The organism is Candidatus Brocadiia bacterium (assembly GCA_041658285.1).
GTDB lineage: Bacteria > Planctomycetota > MHYJ01 > JACQXL01 > JACQXL01 > JBBAAP01.
Genome location: JBBAAP010000007.1, coordinates 19,458 through 36,044 on the forward strand (window position 1 = coordinate 19,458; position 16,587 = coordinate 36,044).

Consider the following 16,587-nt stretch of genomic DNA (forward strand, 5'->3'; position numbering starts at 1 on the left):
CTGAAATATCTTTATTCGTATTCAATCGTCCCGGGCGGTTTGTTGGTAATGTCATAGACCACCCGGCTGACGCTGTCCTTGAGGGTATTGGTAATCCGTACCGATATCTTTTCCAGCACGCTGTGCGGTATCTTGGAATACGAGGCGCTCATGCCGTCCTTGCTCTCGACCGAGCGGACGACCACGACGTTGCCGTAGGCCCGAACGTCGCCGTGCACGCCGACCGCCTTGACCGGTAGCAACACCGCGAAATACTGCCAGGGTTTGACCATCTCTTTATTCTTCGAAGCAAGTTCTATCTCCTCTTCGACGATGGCGCAGGCCTCGCGAACGATATCGGCGTTCTGTTTGGTCGGCTCGCCGATGATGCGCACGGCCAGTCCCGGACCGGGGAACGGCTGGCGCTGGTAGACGTCTTCGGGCAGGCCGAGCTTGTGCCCGACCATGCGGACCTCGTCCTTGTACAGGTCGCGCAGCGGTTCGACTATCTCGAACTTTATATCCTTGGGAAGGCCACCCACGTTGTGGTGCGATTTGATGACATCCCTCAGCCCGCCGCCGCTCTCTATCCAGTCCGGCGCGATGGTGCCCTGGATGAAGTATTTGGCATTCTCTTTCTCCGCAATCTCCTCGAACACCCGGATGAACTGCTCGCCGATGATCTTGCGCTTGTGTTCCGGCTCGGTCACGCCCTTGAGCTTGGAGAAAAACCGCTGGCTGGCATCGACGGCCAGTGTGTTTATGCCCAGGCCCTTGAGCATCTTCTCGTTAAAGGCAATCTCGTTCTTGCGCATATAGCCGGTATCGACCAGGATGCCCCTGAGGTTCGGGCCGATGGCCTTATGCACGATGATAGCCGCGGTGGTCGAGTCCACCCCGCCGGAGATGCCGATGACGGCCGTGCCCTTGATCTTGTCCTTGAGCTCTTTGATCTTTTCGTCTATGAACTTTTCCGGTTTGAACATATGTGAATACTAATTACAAATTACAGATTTCAAATTACATTTACATTGCGAAGATAACTATTATTACCCGAATAGCAAGCAAATGGATATAAAAATCTCTGCGTTCTCTGTGACTCCGTGGCAAATTACTTATATCTCCCGAAGCGATAGGCCAGGAACATCTCCAGCGCGGCCGCAATCAGGACGGCGTATATCAGGTATTTCCATAGATGGCTCAAAGGCGGCGCGGCAGACTTCTTGGCAGTCGAGCCGGTGATATCGCCGCCGGCGCCGGTGACCTGAACTGAATCGCCGACAATTCGCTTGAGCTCGTCCGGCCCGATGCGCCTGAGGTCGCCCTCGGCCGGCAGAAGATTCACCCCGAAACAGCTGACCTTTTGCTTGGTGGATGAGCCGGAAACCATCTGCTCCAGCGTGTATAATCCGGAATTGACCGTATCGCCGAAAGTGACTGACCGTCCGGCCTGCCCCGCCGAACCAGCCGGAGCACTGACCTGCAACAGCACCATGCCTCGCTTGGGCGTGGACATCAGAAAATTACCGGCCTCGCCCGCCACCGGGAAACTTATGACCCCACCCACCTGCAGGTTGCGCGACACCAGTTGCTCCCGGGCCCGGACCAGGTTCATGGACAACTGGTCAACCAGAACCACATAGGACTGCCGGGCGGCCATAACGTTCCATTCGCCGTCCGCCGAGGTGGTCAGCATAATCACCCGGCCCTGGCCGAACGATTTCTCCAGTATCAGCGGCGTGGTGTCCGGGTCGTTCAGCCGGGCCAGAATCCGGGCCGAGGCCGACGAGCCGCTGTCCGTGCCGACGGTGGCGTAATATTCGTAGATAAGCATCGACTTGAGCCGGTCGCGGATGTTGCTGAAAAATACCAGGGCCGGATTATTGAAATCTATGTTATCCATCCGGACGGCCTGCTGCCGCGATTTGTCGCCTTTTATCTCGCCCAACTGGGCCGGCAGAAGCCCGGCCCCGTTCTTGTAGACCTGCTCGTTGTAGCTGGCCCGGTCTATCTTATCGCCCAGGAAAACCATCAACCCGCCGCCGGAACCGACCCACTGTTCCAGCGCCTTTATCTTGTCCTGGGGCAGGAACTCCTGGTTGGCCAGCACCACTAAATCGTACTTATCAAAAGCCACCTGCTCCGAGGTGATGAACACCGAACCGCTTATGACCTCAACCAGGTACGGCGTGATGCGGTTGTAATCCAGAACGGGCCGGTCGTCATCGGAGCGCCGGGACGGATAATAGGCGGAACGCAAGTAGCCGACCTCGTCTTCAAACGGCTCGATGGCCGGTTCGCCGTCCACCAGCAACACCCGGATGAACTCCTTGACCTCGCAGGCGTAGATGGCGCTGTCGTCCACCGGCAGGTTATCAGACTCGATCTCGGCCCTGACCCAGTTCGGTCCGGCCGCGCTGAAAGTATAATTAAAACCGGTCTGAGCCGATTTATACGCCTCGATGTTTATTGCGGCGCTGGATTGCTTCAGCCCGTTGACCAGGAAATTTACCCGGAGCTGGGATACGGCGCTCTGCGAATTATTAACCACCTCGACTATGAAACTCACGGGCATATTGGCCGTAATAATACCGCCTTCGCCGGCCGGCGTCAGCGCCGACGGATAAACCTTGCTGACCAATCGGTTGGGCTGGTTCTGTTCGCCGGTCTCTATGACGCGCAATTCGGCCGACTTGGTTATCTGCTTAAACAAATCCGCGGTCCGGGCGCCGCTCAGCCCTTCCCATCCGCCGCGCTGGTTGTCGGTAATCAGGTAAACCGTTTTGCGCGAGCAGGTAGACTTGGCGATGATATCCTGGACCAGCGGGATGGATTTGGAAATATCGGTGCCGTAATCGGACAGCGACAGGTCGGTCAGCTTCTTGCGGGCCTGGGCCAGGCTGACAGACGCCTCGGGCACCGCCACTTCCGGCCGGTCCGAGATAGTCACCAGCGACAGCTTATCGCCCCGGTCGGGTTTGAGTGCATCGATAATCTTGTTGGCCGCCTCCTTGGCCTGGTCGAAGTTGCTCCGGGTTCCGGACCGGTAACCCATACTGTATGAATTATCGATGCAGATGATGGCGTGCGTGTCCGACTGGGCCAGGCTGCCGGCCAGCTTGCCGGTCAGAAAGGGGCGGCTGAGCGCCAGCACCAGTCCGATGACCACCAGCACCCGCAGAAGGAGCAGCAGCAGGTTCTCCAGCTGGATGCGCTTGCGGGTCTTCTTTATGGCGGACAGCAGGAACTCCATGGCCGCCCAGCGCACCTTCTGGTAGCGCTGTTTGTTAAGCAGGTGGATGATTACCGGCACCGCGCCGGCCACTGCCAGCCAGAGTAATGAAGGATTGATGAAGTCCATACCTTATTAATTACAAATTTCAGATTACAAATTACAAATTAATTACAGATTTAAAATTATCATCATTTCTTAAACTTATCACCTTTGTAGTCAGAGTCTTTGAGATATTTTATAAAACTTGCTATTTGTTTTGATATATCAACACATTTGTTAACTCCATCTTTCAGCTTGTCCTGCGAAATATATCCTGTATCGTAAGCATTATACAACTGCGACCTTAGCTCACCGGCTGACCCTCTGGCAACATATAAAAACTGGATGAATTCCTGTTTAGTCCCCCGCTCAAACCCTTCGGCAATATTACTTGGAACGGAAACAGCAGACCTCTGTACTTGTTCTTTCAATCCAAAATCATTCTTGAATAGTGTCTGTTTAGTCAAAGAATAAACATATTTAACTAATTCCCTGCCCGCCTGCCAGACCGGCAAATCCTCAAACCGCTTTATCATCATTTTAAATTTAATCTGTAATTTGAAATATGCAATTTGTAATCATTCTACATCTGCGCCCTTTTGGCCAAATAAATACTCAGGGCCACGTCGAGCGTCTGGTTCGTGGCTATCCTGACGTAATCTATCCGCTCCTGCTGGCAGGTATGCCTGATTTTGGTCGTAAAATCATCCATGACCTTGAGGTATTCCGCCCGCAACGCCCGCGGGTCGGTGGTCAGCTGCGGATAGCCCTCCAGCCCGTCGAAGCGGGTCATCTTGGTGAACGGGAAATCTATCTCGTAGTCATCGAGTATGTTGAATACGATTATCTCCTGCCCCTTGTGCCGGATTTTCTGGAGCCCTTTGATAAGGTTATCGGGATTATCGAACAGGTCGGAAATGACTATTATCAGCCCCTTCTTCTCCAGCCGCTCGGTCATATCCGTCGAAAGCGCCTTGAAGTCCGTCCGCCGCACTGCTTTAGCTTCATCCAGTTCCTTAAGAATCAGGTTCAGGTGCGCCGGACTGCTCCGGGACGGTATCGACTTGGCCACCTTCTGGTCAAAGAGCACCAGGCCGACTCCGTCCTGCTGTTGTATCATCAGGTATGACAGCGCCGCGGCCAGGTACTTGGCGTATTCCAGCTTGCTTATCAGGCCGGAGGCATACGACATCGATTCGGAGATGTCCAGCAGGATGTAGGCGAAGAGGTTGGTTTCCTGTTCGTATTGCTTGACGTAAAGCCGGTCCGAGCGGCCGAAGACCTTCCAGTCCAGGTGGCGCAGGTCGTCGCCCGGGACATATTCGCGGTGCGAGCGGAACTCGATGCTGACGCCGTGGTAAGGGCTCTTATGCAACCCGCTGAGATACCCTTCGACCACCAGGCGCGCCTTAAGCGACAAGCCGCTGATTTTATTCAGGACCTTAGGATCCAAGTACTTTCGGTAATTTTCCATTCTTGCTTAATTCGTCCTCGGTGGCCGGCGTGATTTCTATAAGTTTGGCAATAATCTTATCGGTGGTGATGCCTTCGGCCTCGGCGGTAAAGTTACGGATGATGCGGTGGCGCAGGACCGGGTAAGCCACGGCCTTGATATCCTCGGTGGTGGCGTAATACCTGCCCTGGAGCACGGCCCTGGCCCGGGCGGTGGTGATGAGGTACTGCGAGGCGCGCGGACCGGCGCCCCAGGCCACCCACTGCCTGATGAACTCCGGCACCGGCTCCTGGGCGTGCACCCGGGTCTGGCGCACCAGGTTCATGGCGTATTGCATCACGTACTCGGCCACCGGCACGCGCTGGACTATCTCCTGCAGGCTGATTATTTCCTGGGCGCTGAGCACCTTATTGAGCTTGACGTCGAAGGCCGAGGCGTTCAGCTTCATTATCTCCAGCTCCTCGCTCTCCTTTGGATATTCGATGACGATGTTAAACATAAAACGGTCCAGCTGGGCTTCGGGCAGCGGATAAGTGCCCTCCTGCTCGATGGGGTTTTGGGTGGCCAGCACGAAGAACGGCTGGTCCAGCACGTACTTGCGCCCGCCGGCCGTGACCTGCAATTCCTGCATGGCCTCGAGTAATGCCGCCTGGGTCTTGGGCGGCGTGCGGTTGATTTCGTCGGCCAGGATGACGTTGGCGAAGACCGGCCCCTTGATGAACTGCAGACAGCGCTGGCCTGTTGCCCGGTCGTCCTGAATGACATCGGTGCCGGTGATATCGGACGGCATCAGGTCCGGTGTGAACTGGATGCGGTTGAAGGAGAGCGACAGCGCCTGGGCCAGGGTCCGGACCATCAGCGTCTTGGCCAGCCCGGGCACGCCGATAATCAGGCAATGGCCTTTGGAGAAAACGCAGGTGAGCAATTCCTCCAGCACCTTCTCCTGCCCGATGATGGCCTTCGCGATTTCCGTACGCATCTTGTCATAGGCGTCGCGCAACTTCTTGATTGATTCCATGTCACTGTTCTGATTCATATAGTTTCCTTTCAGGAATTACAGATTTCAAATCTCAAATTTCAGATTAATTTGCAATATGCAATCTGGAATTTGCAATGCTATTTCGCTTCCTTCTCCTCTTTTGTTATCTTCAAATAAATATCGTTATATCCGTGATAATTATGGCCGCCGGTCAGCTCGACCGGATGTTTGGACGGGGTCAGGAAACTGCTGGCGCACGGCTCTATCTGGGTGTCCTCGGCCCATTCGTTGAACGAGGTTATCATCATCATATTCAGCGCCGGGTCGAGGTATTTCCTGGCCAGCCTTAAATAGAGCCGGTAAGTGGTGCCTTCGTTCTCCTTGTCCATGGTCGCCTCGCGGGCCAGTATCGCGTGCGACACATCTATCTGGATACCCCGGTCGTTGTAGCCGGGCATCGCGGACGGGATAAATCGGACGTTGCCCTTAGCCGCCTCGGCTTTGTATAATTCAAACTGCTTCTCAAGGTCGGTAAAATACCCGTTCAGGAGCGGCATGCCGTCGTATTGCAGCGAGCCCGGCATGCTCGAAGCCGTTATGGCGTCGAAAGATTTCACACGCTGTGTCGTGATGCCCTTCCACCAGACCTCGTCGCCCACCAGGAAGATATCAAAATCCTTCTGGTGCTTGATGATGGTCTTGACCCGGGCCAGCGCCTTTTCGTAGTCGCCCATCAACAGCCGGCTCTGCTTGACGAACACCACCGGCCGGCCGTTTATCTTGAGGTAGTTGGGATGGTTGAAATACTCCGCAGCCAGGTAGGTGAACTGGTCCAGCATCAGCTTGGACGCCTCGCGTGTCATCGGGATGGCCCCGCCCACACTGTCCAGTATGAAAAGGGTCTGGTAAGCGATGCAGAACTTAAACTGGCTATTGGTCTTTACCAGGTACGGCGCCCAGTTATCCTTGACGGTCCCATCGGTCCAGGTATTGGGTCCGTACCAGTTCATGGCGAAGAAGTCGATGCCAGCCTGGTCGGCCCATTCCAAATGCTTCTTGATGACGGCAATATCGCGGCAGTTATACTCGCCCAGGGTCGGCGTCTGCTGGATGGTCAGTTTCTTCCTGAGGCTCCCCGACCACTGCTTGGTATCAGCACCGAACCAGGGGTTATAATAAGCCCCCAGCAACAGCGGTTTTTGGGATTGAGCGTTCTTGGACTTGGTATCCTCTCCGCAGGATGCGGCCAAGACCACCCACACCGCAACAAGCAGGCCGATAAAATAACGATGCAGCCTCATAATTATCGGTATTTTACATTCTGATTACTTTATGTCTACTAAATCTTTACTTTATGCATAAATAATATAATTTCATATTTTATATTACAAATTCCATATTAATCTGTAATCTGCAATTTGAAATAATTATGCGTATCGCACTGGGCATAAACATCGGCGGCACCAACATCTCGGTCGGGCTGGTGAACGAACTAGGCCGAATCCTTCTCCGGAAAACCATTCCGGCCCAGGCCAGCCAAGGCGGCCCGGCCCTGCTCCGGCGCGTGGTCAGGCTGGCCAAAGATACCATAAGGAATCGGGCTATTCTCGGCATCGGAGCCTGTATGCCCGGGCAGATAGACCCGAACAAAGGCATGCCCCTGGCCCCTACCCCGAACATACCCGGCTGGGCCAGACTGCCCATAAAGAAGGCACTATCAGGATTAGGACTGCCGGTCCATATCGAGAACGACGCCAACGTAGCCGCCCTGGGCGAACAATACTGCGGAGCTGGCCGGGGCGTTAAGAACCTGATACTCCTGACTCTTGGTACCGGAGTCGGCGGAGGCATCATCATCGACGGTAAAATATACCGAGGCAGTTTCTGTTACGCCGGTGAGGTCGGGCACGTGCCCGTCCCAATACCGCCCTGGCACAAGGTCAGGTGCGGTTGCGGCAATTACGGCTGTTTGGAAACCGTGGCATCGGCTACCGGAGTGGTCAGGCGGATGAGAGACAGGATGCACGAGACAGGAGAGAGCAAAGCCTCCTGTAAGGACAGGAGGAAATCAAATAAAATCACGGCCAAAAAGATATTCGATTTGGCTAGGCGCGGGCGCAAACTCGAACTCGAAGTGGTCAAGGAGACCGGCTGGTATCTGGGCGTGGCCATTGCCGGGCTCATTAACGTGCTCGACCCTGAGTTAGTAATCATCGGAGGCAAGATGTCCGAGGCCGGCGATATACTGATGAACCAAATCCGGCTGAACGTCCGGGGCCGGACCATGCCCTCGAAGTCCAAATGCCCCCGCATCGTCCGTGCCAAGCTGGGCGGCGACGCCGGCTTGATCGGCGCCGCGGCGCTGGTGTTTAGTCACGAATGAACGCAAATTAACTCAAAGAAGAGACACAAATTATTTATCCCGAGTATTCCCGAAGAACACGAATTGACAAAAGAAATAAATCAAGTATTTTATCTTGATATTAAAATATGTCTTATTTAATGCATATCGGTTTTGATAACACTTCTCGACTTTGCAGAAATGTATATTACTTTGAATACAAAGGAATTCGATATAAATTAATCCAAAATAATACAAGAAAATGGCAAGATGTTCTTTTAACAATAATATCTGGGGGCAATAATAAAAAACTTCAGGATAAAGCATATATAACCGCATCAGAATTCTTAAGTGCCCTAAGTTGGGAAAATGGGTCAAGAACAAAATTAGAAAACATAGGTGGATTTGGAGTTTATGGTAATTGCACACTAAAAAAAGCAAAGTGCAGGTGCTTTAGTTTCCCCGAAGTACCTTTTGGGGGAAATATACAAGGATATAACATATCCAAAATCCCAAAAATTGAAACTAATGAGCAAAGAAATGCCCTTATACTTTTTAGAGAAGCTTCTAGTTCTAATAATCAGTTTTTATCCTTCTTATTTTATTGGCAAGTATTGGAAATAGGGAAGAAAGACGCCGTTGGATGGATAAATAAAACTTATAGGAAAAATAGGAATGGGATAAGATTATCCACTGATGAGATATCAAAATTACCATTAAATAATAAAAAACTTGGTAATTATTTTCTTGATGACTGTCGTAATGTAATTGCCCATATTGTAAAACGTAAACCTGGGCTGACTACAATACAACTTGATAACCCAGATGATAACCTTAGAATTAAAATGAGCACCTATGTAATCGAGGAATTTGCTAGATTTTACATTAAAAGCGAATTAAATCTCACCAAAAATATGTATTTAGTGCGAAAAAATGGAAAGGGATTCCCAGTTTATATGGATGAAGATGACACGAAAAAATGTTCTTGTCCTCTAGCGTATAAAGATCGCCCTCAAAAAATCAGATATTAACTATTACAATTAAAGCTTTGTGTCCCTTTGTGCCTCTGTGGCTAAAATTATATGGATAAAAAGTCAGAAAATAAGCAGGTCCAGGAGATAAAGCTGTCGACCATCATCCCGAACCGGTTCCAGCCGCGCAAGACATTTGACCAGGCCGGACTGCAGGAGCTGATGGACTCCATCAAGACGGCCGGCGTGCTGGAGCCCATCATCGTCAGACGAGACCCTAAAAACCCTGATTGTTGCGAAATCATTATGGGCGAGCGGCGATTCCGGTCCTGCCAGGCGCTCAAGATGGACACCATCCCGGCCGTGGTCAAGGAGGCCGACGACCGCCAGATGCTGGAATGGGCCATCATCGAAAATACCCACCGCAAAGACCTCAACCCCATCGAGCGGGCCAAGGGCTACAAGCAGTTGGCCGATACATTTAACCTGACTCATCAAGAGGTAGCCGAGCGGGTCGGCGTCGGCCGGACCACGGTCACCGATTTAATCCGGCTATTATCCTTGCCAAAGGAGATACAGGATGATGTCGGACGTCAGACAATCCGGGTCGGACACGCCATGGCGCTTTTGGCCATTCCCGACCCCGAACGGCGCCTGAAAATATGGCAGAGAGTCAAGAACGAGGACCTCTCGGTCAGAAACCTGAGAATCATCGTTGATTCGTTGATCCACCCCAGAGGCGTCGGCATGGGCGGCACCTTCAGCCGGCAACCGCAATATAAGGAATTCCATTGCGGCAATGACTCAACCCTTCGCGAGTATGCGGAACGAATCAGGCAAAAACTGTGCAACAAATCTGATGTGCGCATCACTTCCGGCAAAATGGGCGATAAATTAATCTTCGGCTCTATTTTCATAAGCTATTCCAGCGAGGATGAACTCCAGCGTATCCTTAAGATATTAGGGTAAACGGGTAGCCAGGGGGAGGTGGAGGGTATATAGCATATAGATAGCCCCCACCTCTAATGGATATAGCCTCCTCCCCTAATGGATATAGCCTCCTCCCCTAATGGATATAGCCTTCACCCCTAACGGATATAGCCTTCACCCCTAATGGATATAGCCTCCTCCCCTAATGGATATAGCCTTCACCCCCAATGGATATAGCCTACCCCTCTAATGGATATGACCTTCACCCCTAACGGATATAGCCTACCCCTCTAATGGATATAGCCTTCACCCCTAACGGATATAGCCTTCACCCCTAACGGATATAGCCTACCCCTCTAATGGATATGACCTTCACCCCTAACGGATATAGCCTTCACCCCTAACGGATATAGCCTTCACCCCTAATGGATATAGCCTACCCCTCTAATGGATATGACCTTCACCCCTAATGGATATGGGATTCACCTATCTATCCATACACTATCAGCTTAAAATAAGGGTAAATGTCGGACGTCCGACAATTACCCCCTCCAAAATAGCGCTATAGCACCAAATGTCTGACGTCCGACAATTTGACGGCGGGAAGTGTCGCGCCAAAGGCGCCGCGCCTGCCAATTAGCGGGCAGGGATCTGCCTCTGGCATGAAGTTATATTGAGGATTTAGGCGGTTGTGGCGAACGTTAGTATTACTTTAAATCCGCTTTAGCAGTGTCATAACAACCACAGTAACAAAAGTTATACTTATTAAAATCAGATATCCTAAGCTTGTAAAATAGATTACCTTATGGAATCTTGAAAGGTCCCGCTTTAAATAAAGGTTAATAGTCATAATACCGGTAACGATGGGAGATAAAAGGAGCAAATAAAAAGCCCCTAATGATGCCATACCAGACCAGCGCAAAAATAAGGATGTCAGAATTACTTGCAAATATCCTCCGTAATGTATGAACAGAATGAATAAAGATATGACTGGTGGCTTCGGTATCTTATCCCTCAGCATCCGCTTGTATATTTTTAAATAGATTAAAAATCCGACTAACGGCAAAACGAAGTAAATCAATACTGGTATTAGGACTGCTATTTTCATTACTTTATTATTCAGCGATAATCCTTCAGCTCCTGGCTGAGGATGCCGTAGAGTTCCGGGAGCCAGGGGATATTCAGGTCCAGGCTGGCCGGCATCTTGCGCATATCGTTTGGCGCGATGATGACCCTGACCTGGTTAACACCGACATCGTTGAGCAAGGTAAATAACTCCTCTATGGCCTCGTCACCCATAGCCAGGCATCCGATGGATACGTTTTTACCATGCACAAAAATATCACCGCCTAAATCAGTGCGCCTATCCTGAGCGGCCTTCTGCTGGTCGAAGTTATTGGGATAGTTTATCTTGATGGAAAGGTGGTAAGCGCTGTTGGGGTTTAACCCAAGCACCCGGTAGATGCCTTCGGGTACCTGCCGGTCGCCCTCGCGTAGTTTCGGCCCGGCTTTGCCACTGGCGGCCAAGACAGGATAGGTCCGGATATAAATCCAGCGCGGTCCCGCCCGTCCTGATGTCACATCGGGGCGTTCGGGCAAGCCTTTTTCGGCCCAGAGCTCAAGTGTCTTTTCCTGCTTGAATGCCAGAAAGCTTACCCTGCCCGGAGCGTAAGGGACTCGGGCCTTATCAAAGTGCGGACGCAGCCGCGCCCGGGCTGAATCACCGACCTGAGCAATGCCATCGCTGACCTGTCTCCGCCCGGATTCCGGCAGGCTGGTCTTACTCAAGGCAGAACGCTTGTATCTATATCCCATCCGCACCAGAGGCAGGAGCACTAAAAGCGCAATGATGATAATCAGGTATTTTCTATATCGAAGCATAATGTTTTATCGGCAAGATGTGATGTTCCCATAATCTGATAAGATTTATAATGAGACCAGGAACCCAGGATTATAGTTAGGCTGTTATCAACTAAATATAATTCCTGTTCTCCTGGATTCCTTATAATAATATCAATCTGCGGAGGCGAAGCCTCTGCGCTTATCTGCGTCCTAACGAATGCCCGCCGGCTTAGCGCTTGGAATACCCCTGGCGGACCAGCGGACGGCCTTCGGTCTTGCGGGTAATCTCCTTGAGGACCTCAATAGCCTTTTCCGGATACTGGACCTTAAGTATTACCGTGGTCTGACCGCCCATAGCGCCGGTGGTGGCGTAGGCGTAATTGATGTTAATGTGCGCCTGTCCGAGTTTTTCGGCCACGTCGGCCAGCGTCCCCGGCCGGTTGGGCATATCGACCAGCAGCACATCGGTCTCGGTAACATCGGAGAATAACCGGGTCAGGACCGGGCGGGCAACGTCGACCTTGTCCACCACTATCCGGAGCACGCCCAGCTCCACCGCATCGGAAATAATCATGGCGATGATATTGACCTTTTTCTCGGCCAGCGACTTGGCGATATTGGCCAGGACCCCGGGCTTGTTAATCGACATTATCGCAAACTGTTTCGTAATTCTCATCTGCATTCTCTCCTTTCATCAATTCATCAATCAATAATACAACTTGTATAAAATCAATTCCTACTTGTCAACAGCAACAGCCATTTTTCCCAGCGACCAGGTATTGCCGTCACCGACCGCCAGGCCGGGCGCCGGTTTATTCGTCTTATAGGTATCATCCCCGGCCAGGTCAAGGAATATGCCGACGGCGCATTTACTATTCTCTTCCGCACCGCCGTAGGCATTAATGTCGCCGCGGCCGGGATAATGGCTATACATATTATAGGTATCATTACCGGCACCGTCGATGAACAGCCCGACCCCACCGCCCATTATCATACCCATGGAATCTTCCAGGGCGTCGTAAGAATCATCGCCGCTGGTATCGATATGGACGCCGATGGAATAATCCTTGCCGGTGCCCAGGGTAAGGGAAGCCGTATTGCGGTAGGCATCATTGCCGGCGAAATCGAACTGGCCGGCCGCGGCCACGTGAACGCACCCGCCCTGGGCGTATTCGGTGGCCCGGTAGCTGTCGTCGCCGGACACGTCTATGAGCAGTCCCAGCGCGTCCCAGTAAGCCGTGCCCTGGGCAAAGCCGCCGGCGCTGTATGAATCGTTGCCGGCGAAGTCCATCAGCACGCCGATGCCACCGGCCATGCCGATGCCGATTTCCTTACTGCGGTGCACGGCAGTGCGGTTGCCATGCCCGGCGCCCTGGCAGAAGTTGGAGTAATCCATCTTGCCCCGGATATCGTCCGGGTAAAGGTCGCCGCCGACATAGCGGTCATTGCCGGACTTGTCCAGCAATATGCCCAACCCCAGGCTGCTGCCGAAACCCTGACTCGAGTCCAGCGCGTAGTAATAATCGCTGCCGCCGTTCTTGACCAGCATACCGACGCCGATATGGGCCGCGCCCTGGCTGTTGGAGTCGGCATAGAACGAGTCGTTGCCGCCGTCGTCCCAAAGCAAACCTATGCCGGCCAGCGCCGAGCCCTGGACGAAAGACACCCGCGACTTCTCGTCGTTATAGCGGTCGTCGCCGGCGCAGTCGACCAGCATGCCGACGCCGAAGACACCGGCGCCCTGGGCGTACTTTTCGCGGCTGATATATAAATCGTCGCCGGATAGGTCCATCACCAGCGAGATGCCCGATGCCACCCGGGCCGAACTGCCCGCGCCGGAAGCATAGACATCGTTGCCGCCCAGGTCTATAATCAACACGGCCTCTTTGAGGTACGCGTTGCCGGTCATCCCGCCGATGGCCACCAGCCCGGACGGCGTATCCAGTTCGAACTCCAGCGCCTGTCCGTTCATTTTAGCGACACCGGCCACCAGCAACGGCCGGGCCGAGTCAACGCCGGATGCGACGCTCACGGCAGCTTCAAGAAGCTTGGGGAAATCTACCTTGTCCAGAAGCAGGTCGGTGTAAACCGGCTGTCTTGACCATAAATCGTCTTTGACTTTATTAAGAACCTGCCAATCAGCCGGAGTAAGCTTGGCAAACGCCTCACGGCGGAGCCGGGCGGCCTGAGCCGTGGCATCCAGCAAAATCCCGATGCCCTGTTTGACCTCATCGGGCAGGCCAGCCAGTTGTTCCTTAATCCGGAGTCCGGCATCTTCAGGCAGTTTCTTGTTATCAAGTTCGTAGAGCCGCTGGAATTTATTCTCCAGTGATAATTTGGCGGCTGATGAGAAATCAGGTTGGGAGAATTTTTTATACCACATACCTTGCTGGTGGAATGCAGTCAGGAGCGTCATCCCCAGCGAATTGCCGCAACCGTCATAACCGAGGCACATATCACGAGCGTATTTTTCCATCCCGAACGGATTATTGAAGGTCCGCTCGATATCCGGCAGGCGATACTTGGCGCCCCTGAACTGTTTTTCCACGCTCATAGACAGGTTCGCCCGGCTGGCGCCGGCGGCGGAAATGGCCTGGTTTATAATCACATCGGGTATCAGGCCGGCTTTCAGGATATTCTGCGCATCCGACCCGGCACCGCCGGCCTGTGACCGGGGCGTAAATGGCAGTTCCGGCTCCTGAACGACAGTCACTTGGCACAGTTGTTTATCCAGCTCCAGGACCTGCAGTCCGCGGTATTTGCGCGGCGCATAGTAGGTGGACATATAGGCATAATTGCCGTGCAACTCAACGCCGAAAGACCGGGCATAGTCGCTGCCCACCGGACCAGTGGTATTTGAGCGCCCGGCCAATTTAAGCTTGGCCGGCTCGGAGATATCAACTATCTCCAGTCCGCCGTAGAGACAGGCGCCGAAAAGGTAATTACCCCGGATCTCGCCGTCCACCCAGGGATTGATGAGCATATCCATAGTTATCCGGCTGGTTTCTTTGGGTTTGAGCGGGTCGGTGACATCAATTGCCAGCAGTCCGGCGGAAGGGTCGCTCAGGAATACGTAATTACCGGATGCCGACACGTCAAGCGCGGCCCGGTCGCTTTTATACTTGGTGATGAGTTTCGGCTCGGACGGATTGTTGATATCATAGATATGCAGGCCGTCCGACCCGCAGGCCAGGTAGGCGTATTTGCCGTTCAGCGCGATATCGTATGCCTTATCAGCGCAGGGGCGCTGGGCCAGTTGGACCGGCGCATCCGGATTCGACACGTCGATAATCACCAGCCCGTTATCGCCGTCAGCCAGGAAGGCAATATTACCCTGAAGCGCAAAGTCAAACACCCTTCCGGGTGTATCCAGTTTGCCCCGCTGGATGAAAGCCGTCGGCGCGGGCATTTCGTAGACCAGGAACCCGCCGTCGTGCGCCGCCACGAAGGCGAACCGGCCGTATATCTTTATCTTCCAGACAAACCCGTCAACCGCCTGCTGGGCCACCTGTTTGGGCTTGACCGGGTCGCTTACATCCAGGACGACGATACCGCCCAAACCGCCGGCCACGTAGCAGTAATTCCCGCGGACACAGCAATCCCGCGGCTGGCAAGGCGGGTCTATGAAACCGACCATCTTGGCCAGTATCGGGATTTCCGGCTTCTTGTCTTCGCTGTTCGCCGGCTGGAGACATATCAGGATAAATAACAATACAAACATTGAATTTAATATTCTTATCATCGCTTATCCCTTCTGGCCCCGTTAGAGGCAGGTCACCAAAGGTGGCCGTATCTTTTTATATACTAATTGTGCAATCAAACACTAAACAATCATAAATATTTCGCCTATGGCTAAATCATACGCCTCTAACGAGGCTGGCACTTTGGGCAAAAATAGGCGCTGCGTGAGCCTATCTTAATGCGGATTATTTTACGGCCGCATTTGAGGCAGGGCTTGCCTTCGCGGTCGTAGGCCTTTATATACCTGACATAGTTGCCGGGCCGGCCGTCGGCGTCGACATAGAGCTCCACCGAACTGCCCCGCTCCTTGATGGCCTTACGGAGTATCTTCTGCATACCAACATACATATCCTTGACTTCAACGGGCTTGAGCCGGCCGGCCGGCTTTAAGGGATGCACCCGGGCGTAGAAGAGTATCTCGTCGGCGTAGAGGTTGCCGATGCCGGCGATGAAGGTCTGGTCCAGCAACAAGGGCTTTATTTTGCTGTGCGGCCGTGATTTGAGCAATTCCCTGAAGTCGGACAGGCTGAAACCGTCCAACGGCTCGGGCCCGAAGCTGTGTTCGGCCAGGAATGATTCGAACCCGGCCCGGTCGTAGAACCGGACGTAGCCGAACTGGCGCTGGTCGCGGAAACGCAGATGCCGGCCATTGCTTAATGTAATTATTATATGGGTATGTTTCTGGACCGAATCAGCCGGACGCAGATACATCAATTGCCCGGACATCTTGAGGTGGATGACTAAGTATTCAGTAAGCTGATCAAGCCGATTTATCTGATTTAAATTATTCCGTTTAATCCGCTCAATCCGCTTACTACGTGATAATTCAATGATGATGACCTTGGCCCGGCGCCGGACGGCGGTTATCCGACGGCCTAAAAGAGACTTCCGGAATAGCGCCGGTTTAAGGTTGATAAGCTTGGGCAGGTTGACCCGGACATCGGTTATTTTGAGCCCAACGATATGCTTGGCCAGCCCGGACGCGACGGTTTCGACTTCGGGTAGTTCGGGCATAACTTTTAATTTCAAATTCCATATTCCAAATTACACAATTTGGAATCTGTAATCTGCAATTTG

Annotated in this window: 13 protein-coding genes; 3 read left to right on the forward strand and 10 right to left on the reverse strand. The window is 52.8% G+C overall.

Annotated elements, in window-relative coordinates; translation table 11 throughout:
- Nucleotides 1-11: 11 nt before the first annotated feature.
- From guaA to WC980_07420, 6 genes are all read right to left on the reverse strand, one after another.
- Entirely contained in the window at nucleotides 12-965 is a 954-nt protein-coding gene (guaA, locus tag WC980_07395; protein ID MFA5794874.1) for a glutamine-hydrolyzing GMP synthase, read from the reverse strand.
- A gap of 125 nt (nucleotides 966-1,090) precedes the next feature.
- Nucleotides 1,091-3,340, reverse strand: a complete 2,250-nt coding sequence (locus WC980_07400; protein MFA5794875.1) for a BatA domain-containing protein — start codon at nucleotides 3,338-3,340, stop codon at nucleotides 1,091-1,093.
- 62 nt (nucleotides 3,341-3,402) lie between these two features.
- Nucleotides 3,403-3,792 (reverse strand): four helix bundle protein, encoded by a 390-nt coding sequence (locus tag WC980_07405; protein ID MFA5794876.1) that lies wholly within the window; start codon nucleotides 3,790-3,792, stop codon nucleotides 3,403-3,405.
- A gap of 44 nt (nucleotides 3,793-3,836) precedes the next feature.
- Nucleotides 3,837-4,727: a DUF58 domain-containing protein gene (locus WC980_07410; GenBank protein ID MFA5794877.1), complete on the reverse strand. Its 891-nt coding sequence runs from the start codon at nucleotides 4,725-4,727 to the stop codon at nucleotides 3,837-3,839.
- On the reverse strand, nucleotides 4,696-5,742 hold the full coding sequence (locus WC980_07415; GenBank protein MFA5794878.1) for a MoxR family ATPase: 1,047 nt from the start codon (nucleotides 5,740-5,742) through the stop codon (nucleotides 4,696-4,698). The genes WC980_07410 and WC980_07415 overlap by 32 nt, the downstream gene beginning before the upstream one ends.
- Before the next feature lie 80 nt (nucleotides 5,743-5,822).
- Nucleotides 5,823-6,986, reverse strand: a complete 1,164-nt coding sequence (locus tag WC980_07420) for a glycoside hydrolase family 99-like domain-containing protein (GenBank protein MFA5794879.1) — start codon at nucleotides 6,984-6,986, stop codon at nucleotides 5,823-5,825.
- A gap of 128 nt (nucleotides 6,987-7,114) precedes the next feature.
- Here WC980_07420 and WC980_07425 point away from each other — a divergent pair, with 128 nt between their 5' ends.
- From WC980_07425 to WC980_07435, 3 genes are all read left to right on the forward strand, one after another.
- Nucleotides 7,115-8,068 carry an ROK family protein gene (locus WC980_07425; GenBank protein ID MFA5794880.1) on the forward strand — a complete coding sequence of 318 codons (954 nt, stop codon included), beginning with the start codon at nucleotides 7,115-7,117 and terminating at the stop codon, nucleotides 8,066-8,068.
- A 107-nt stretch (nucleotides 8,069-8,175) separates the two neighbouring features.
- Nucleotides 8,176-9,057, forward strand: coding sequence for a methylamine utilization protein MauJ (gene mauJ, locus WC980_07430; protein MFA5794881.1), 882 nt, complete (start codon nucleotides 8,176-8,178; stop codon nucleotides 9,055-9,057).
- A gap of 51 nt (nucleotides 9,058-9,108) precedes the next feature.
- Nucleotides 9,109-9,966 (forward strand): ParB/RepB/Spo0J family partition protein, encoded by an 858-nt coding sequence (locus tag WC980_07435; protein MFA5794882.1) that lies wholly within the window; start codon nucleotides 9,109-9,111, stop codon nucleotides 9,964-9,966.
- Between the two features lie 1,080 nt (nucleotides 9,967-11,046).
- Here WC980_07435 and WC980_07440 read toward each other — a convergent pair.
- The 4 genes from WC980_07440 to mutM all read right to left on the reverse strand — a co-directional run bounded on the left by WC980_07440 (nucleotide 11,047) and on the right by mutM (nucleotide 16,539).
- The gene (locus WC980_07440) at nucleotides 11,047-11,808 is read right to left on the reverse strand and encodes a L,D-transpeptidase family protein (GenBank protein MFA5794883.1); all 762 of its coding nucleotides are present in this window, start codon (nucleotides 11,806-11,808) and stop codon (nucleotides 11,047-11,049) included.
- Between the two features lie 190 nt (nucleotides 11,809-11,998).
- Entirely contained in the window at nucleotides 11,999-12,445 is a 447-nt protein-coding gene (locus WC980_07445; protein MFA5794884.1) for an ACT domain-containing protein, read from the reverse strand.
- 60 nt (nucleotides 12,446-12,505) lie between these two features.
- Nucleotides 12,506-15,511, reverse strand: a complete 3,006-nt coding sequence (locus WC980_07450) for a hypothetical protein (GenBank protein MFA5794885.1) — start codon at nucleotides 15,509-15,511, stop codon at nucleotides 12,506-12,508.
- 125 nt (nucleotides 15,512-15,636) lie between these two features.
- Nucleotides 15,637-16,539, reverse strand: coding sequence for a bifunctional DNA-formamidopyrimidine glycosylase/DNA-(apurinic or apyrimidinic site) lyase (mutM, locus tag WC980_07455; GenBank protein MFA5794886.1), 903 nt, complete (start codon nucleotides 16,537-16,539; stop codon nucleotides 15,637-15,639).
- Nucleotides 16,540-16,587 lie beyond the last annotated feature (48 nt).

Coding starts and splice junctions, on each gene's coding strand:
- WC980_07445 (MFA5794884.1), bottom strand. CDS start 12,445: ATGAGAATTACGAAACAGTTTGCGATAATGTCGATTAACAAGCCCGGG.
- WC980_07415 (MFA5794878.1), bottom strand. CDS start 5,742: ATGAATCAGAACAGTGACATGGAATCAATCAAGAAGTTGCGCGACGCC.
- WC980_07410 (MFA5794877.1), bottom strand. CDS start 4,727: ATGGAAAATTACCGAAAGTACTTGGATCCTAAGGTCCTGAATAAAATC.
- WC980_07420 (MFA5794879.1), bottom strand. CDS start 6,986: ATGAGGCTGCATCGTTATTTTATCGGCCTGCTTGTTGCGGTGTGGGTG.
- guaA (MFA5794874.1), bottom strand. CDS start 965: ATGTTCAAACCGGAAAAGTTCATAGACGAAAAGATCAAAGAGCTCAAG.
- WC980_07400 (MFA5794875.1), bottom strand. CDS start 3,340: ATGGACTTCATCAATCCTTCATTACTCTGGCTGGCAGTGGCCGGCGCG.
- WC980_07450 (MFA5794885.1), bottom strand. CDS start 15,511: ATGATAAGAATATTAAATTCAATGTTTGTATTGTTATTTATCCTGATA.
- WC980_07405 (MFA5794876.1), bottom strand. CDS start 3,792: ATGATGATAAAGCGGTTTGAGGATTTGCCGGTCTGGCAGGCGGGCAGG.
- WC980_07425 (MFA5794880.1), top strand. CDS start 7,115: ATGCGTATCGCACTGGGCATAAACATCGGCGGCACCAACATCTCGGTC.
- WC980_07435 (MFA5794882.1), top strand. CDS start 9,109: ATGGATAAAAAGTCAGAAAATAAGCAGGTCCAGGAGATAAAGCTGTCG.
- WC980_07440 (MFA5794883.1), bottom strand. CDS start 11,808: ATGCTTCGATATAGAAAATACCTGATTATCATCATTGCGCTTTTAGTG.
- mauJ (MFA5794881.1), top strand. CDS start 8,176: ATGTCTTATTTAATGCATATCGGTTTTGATAACACTTCTCGACTTTGC.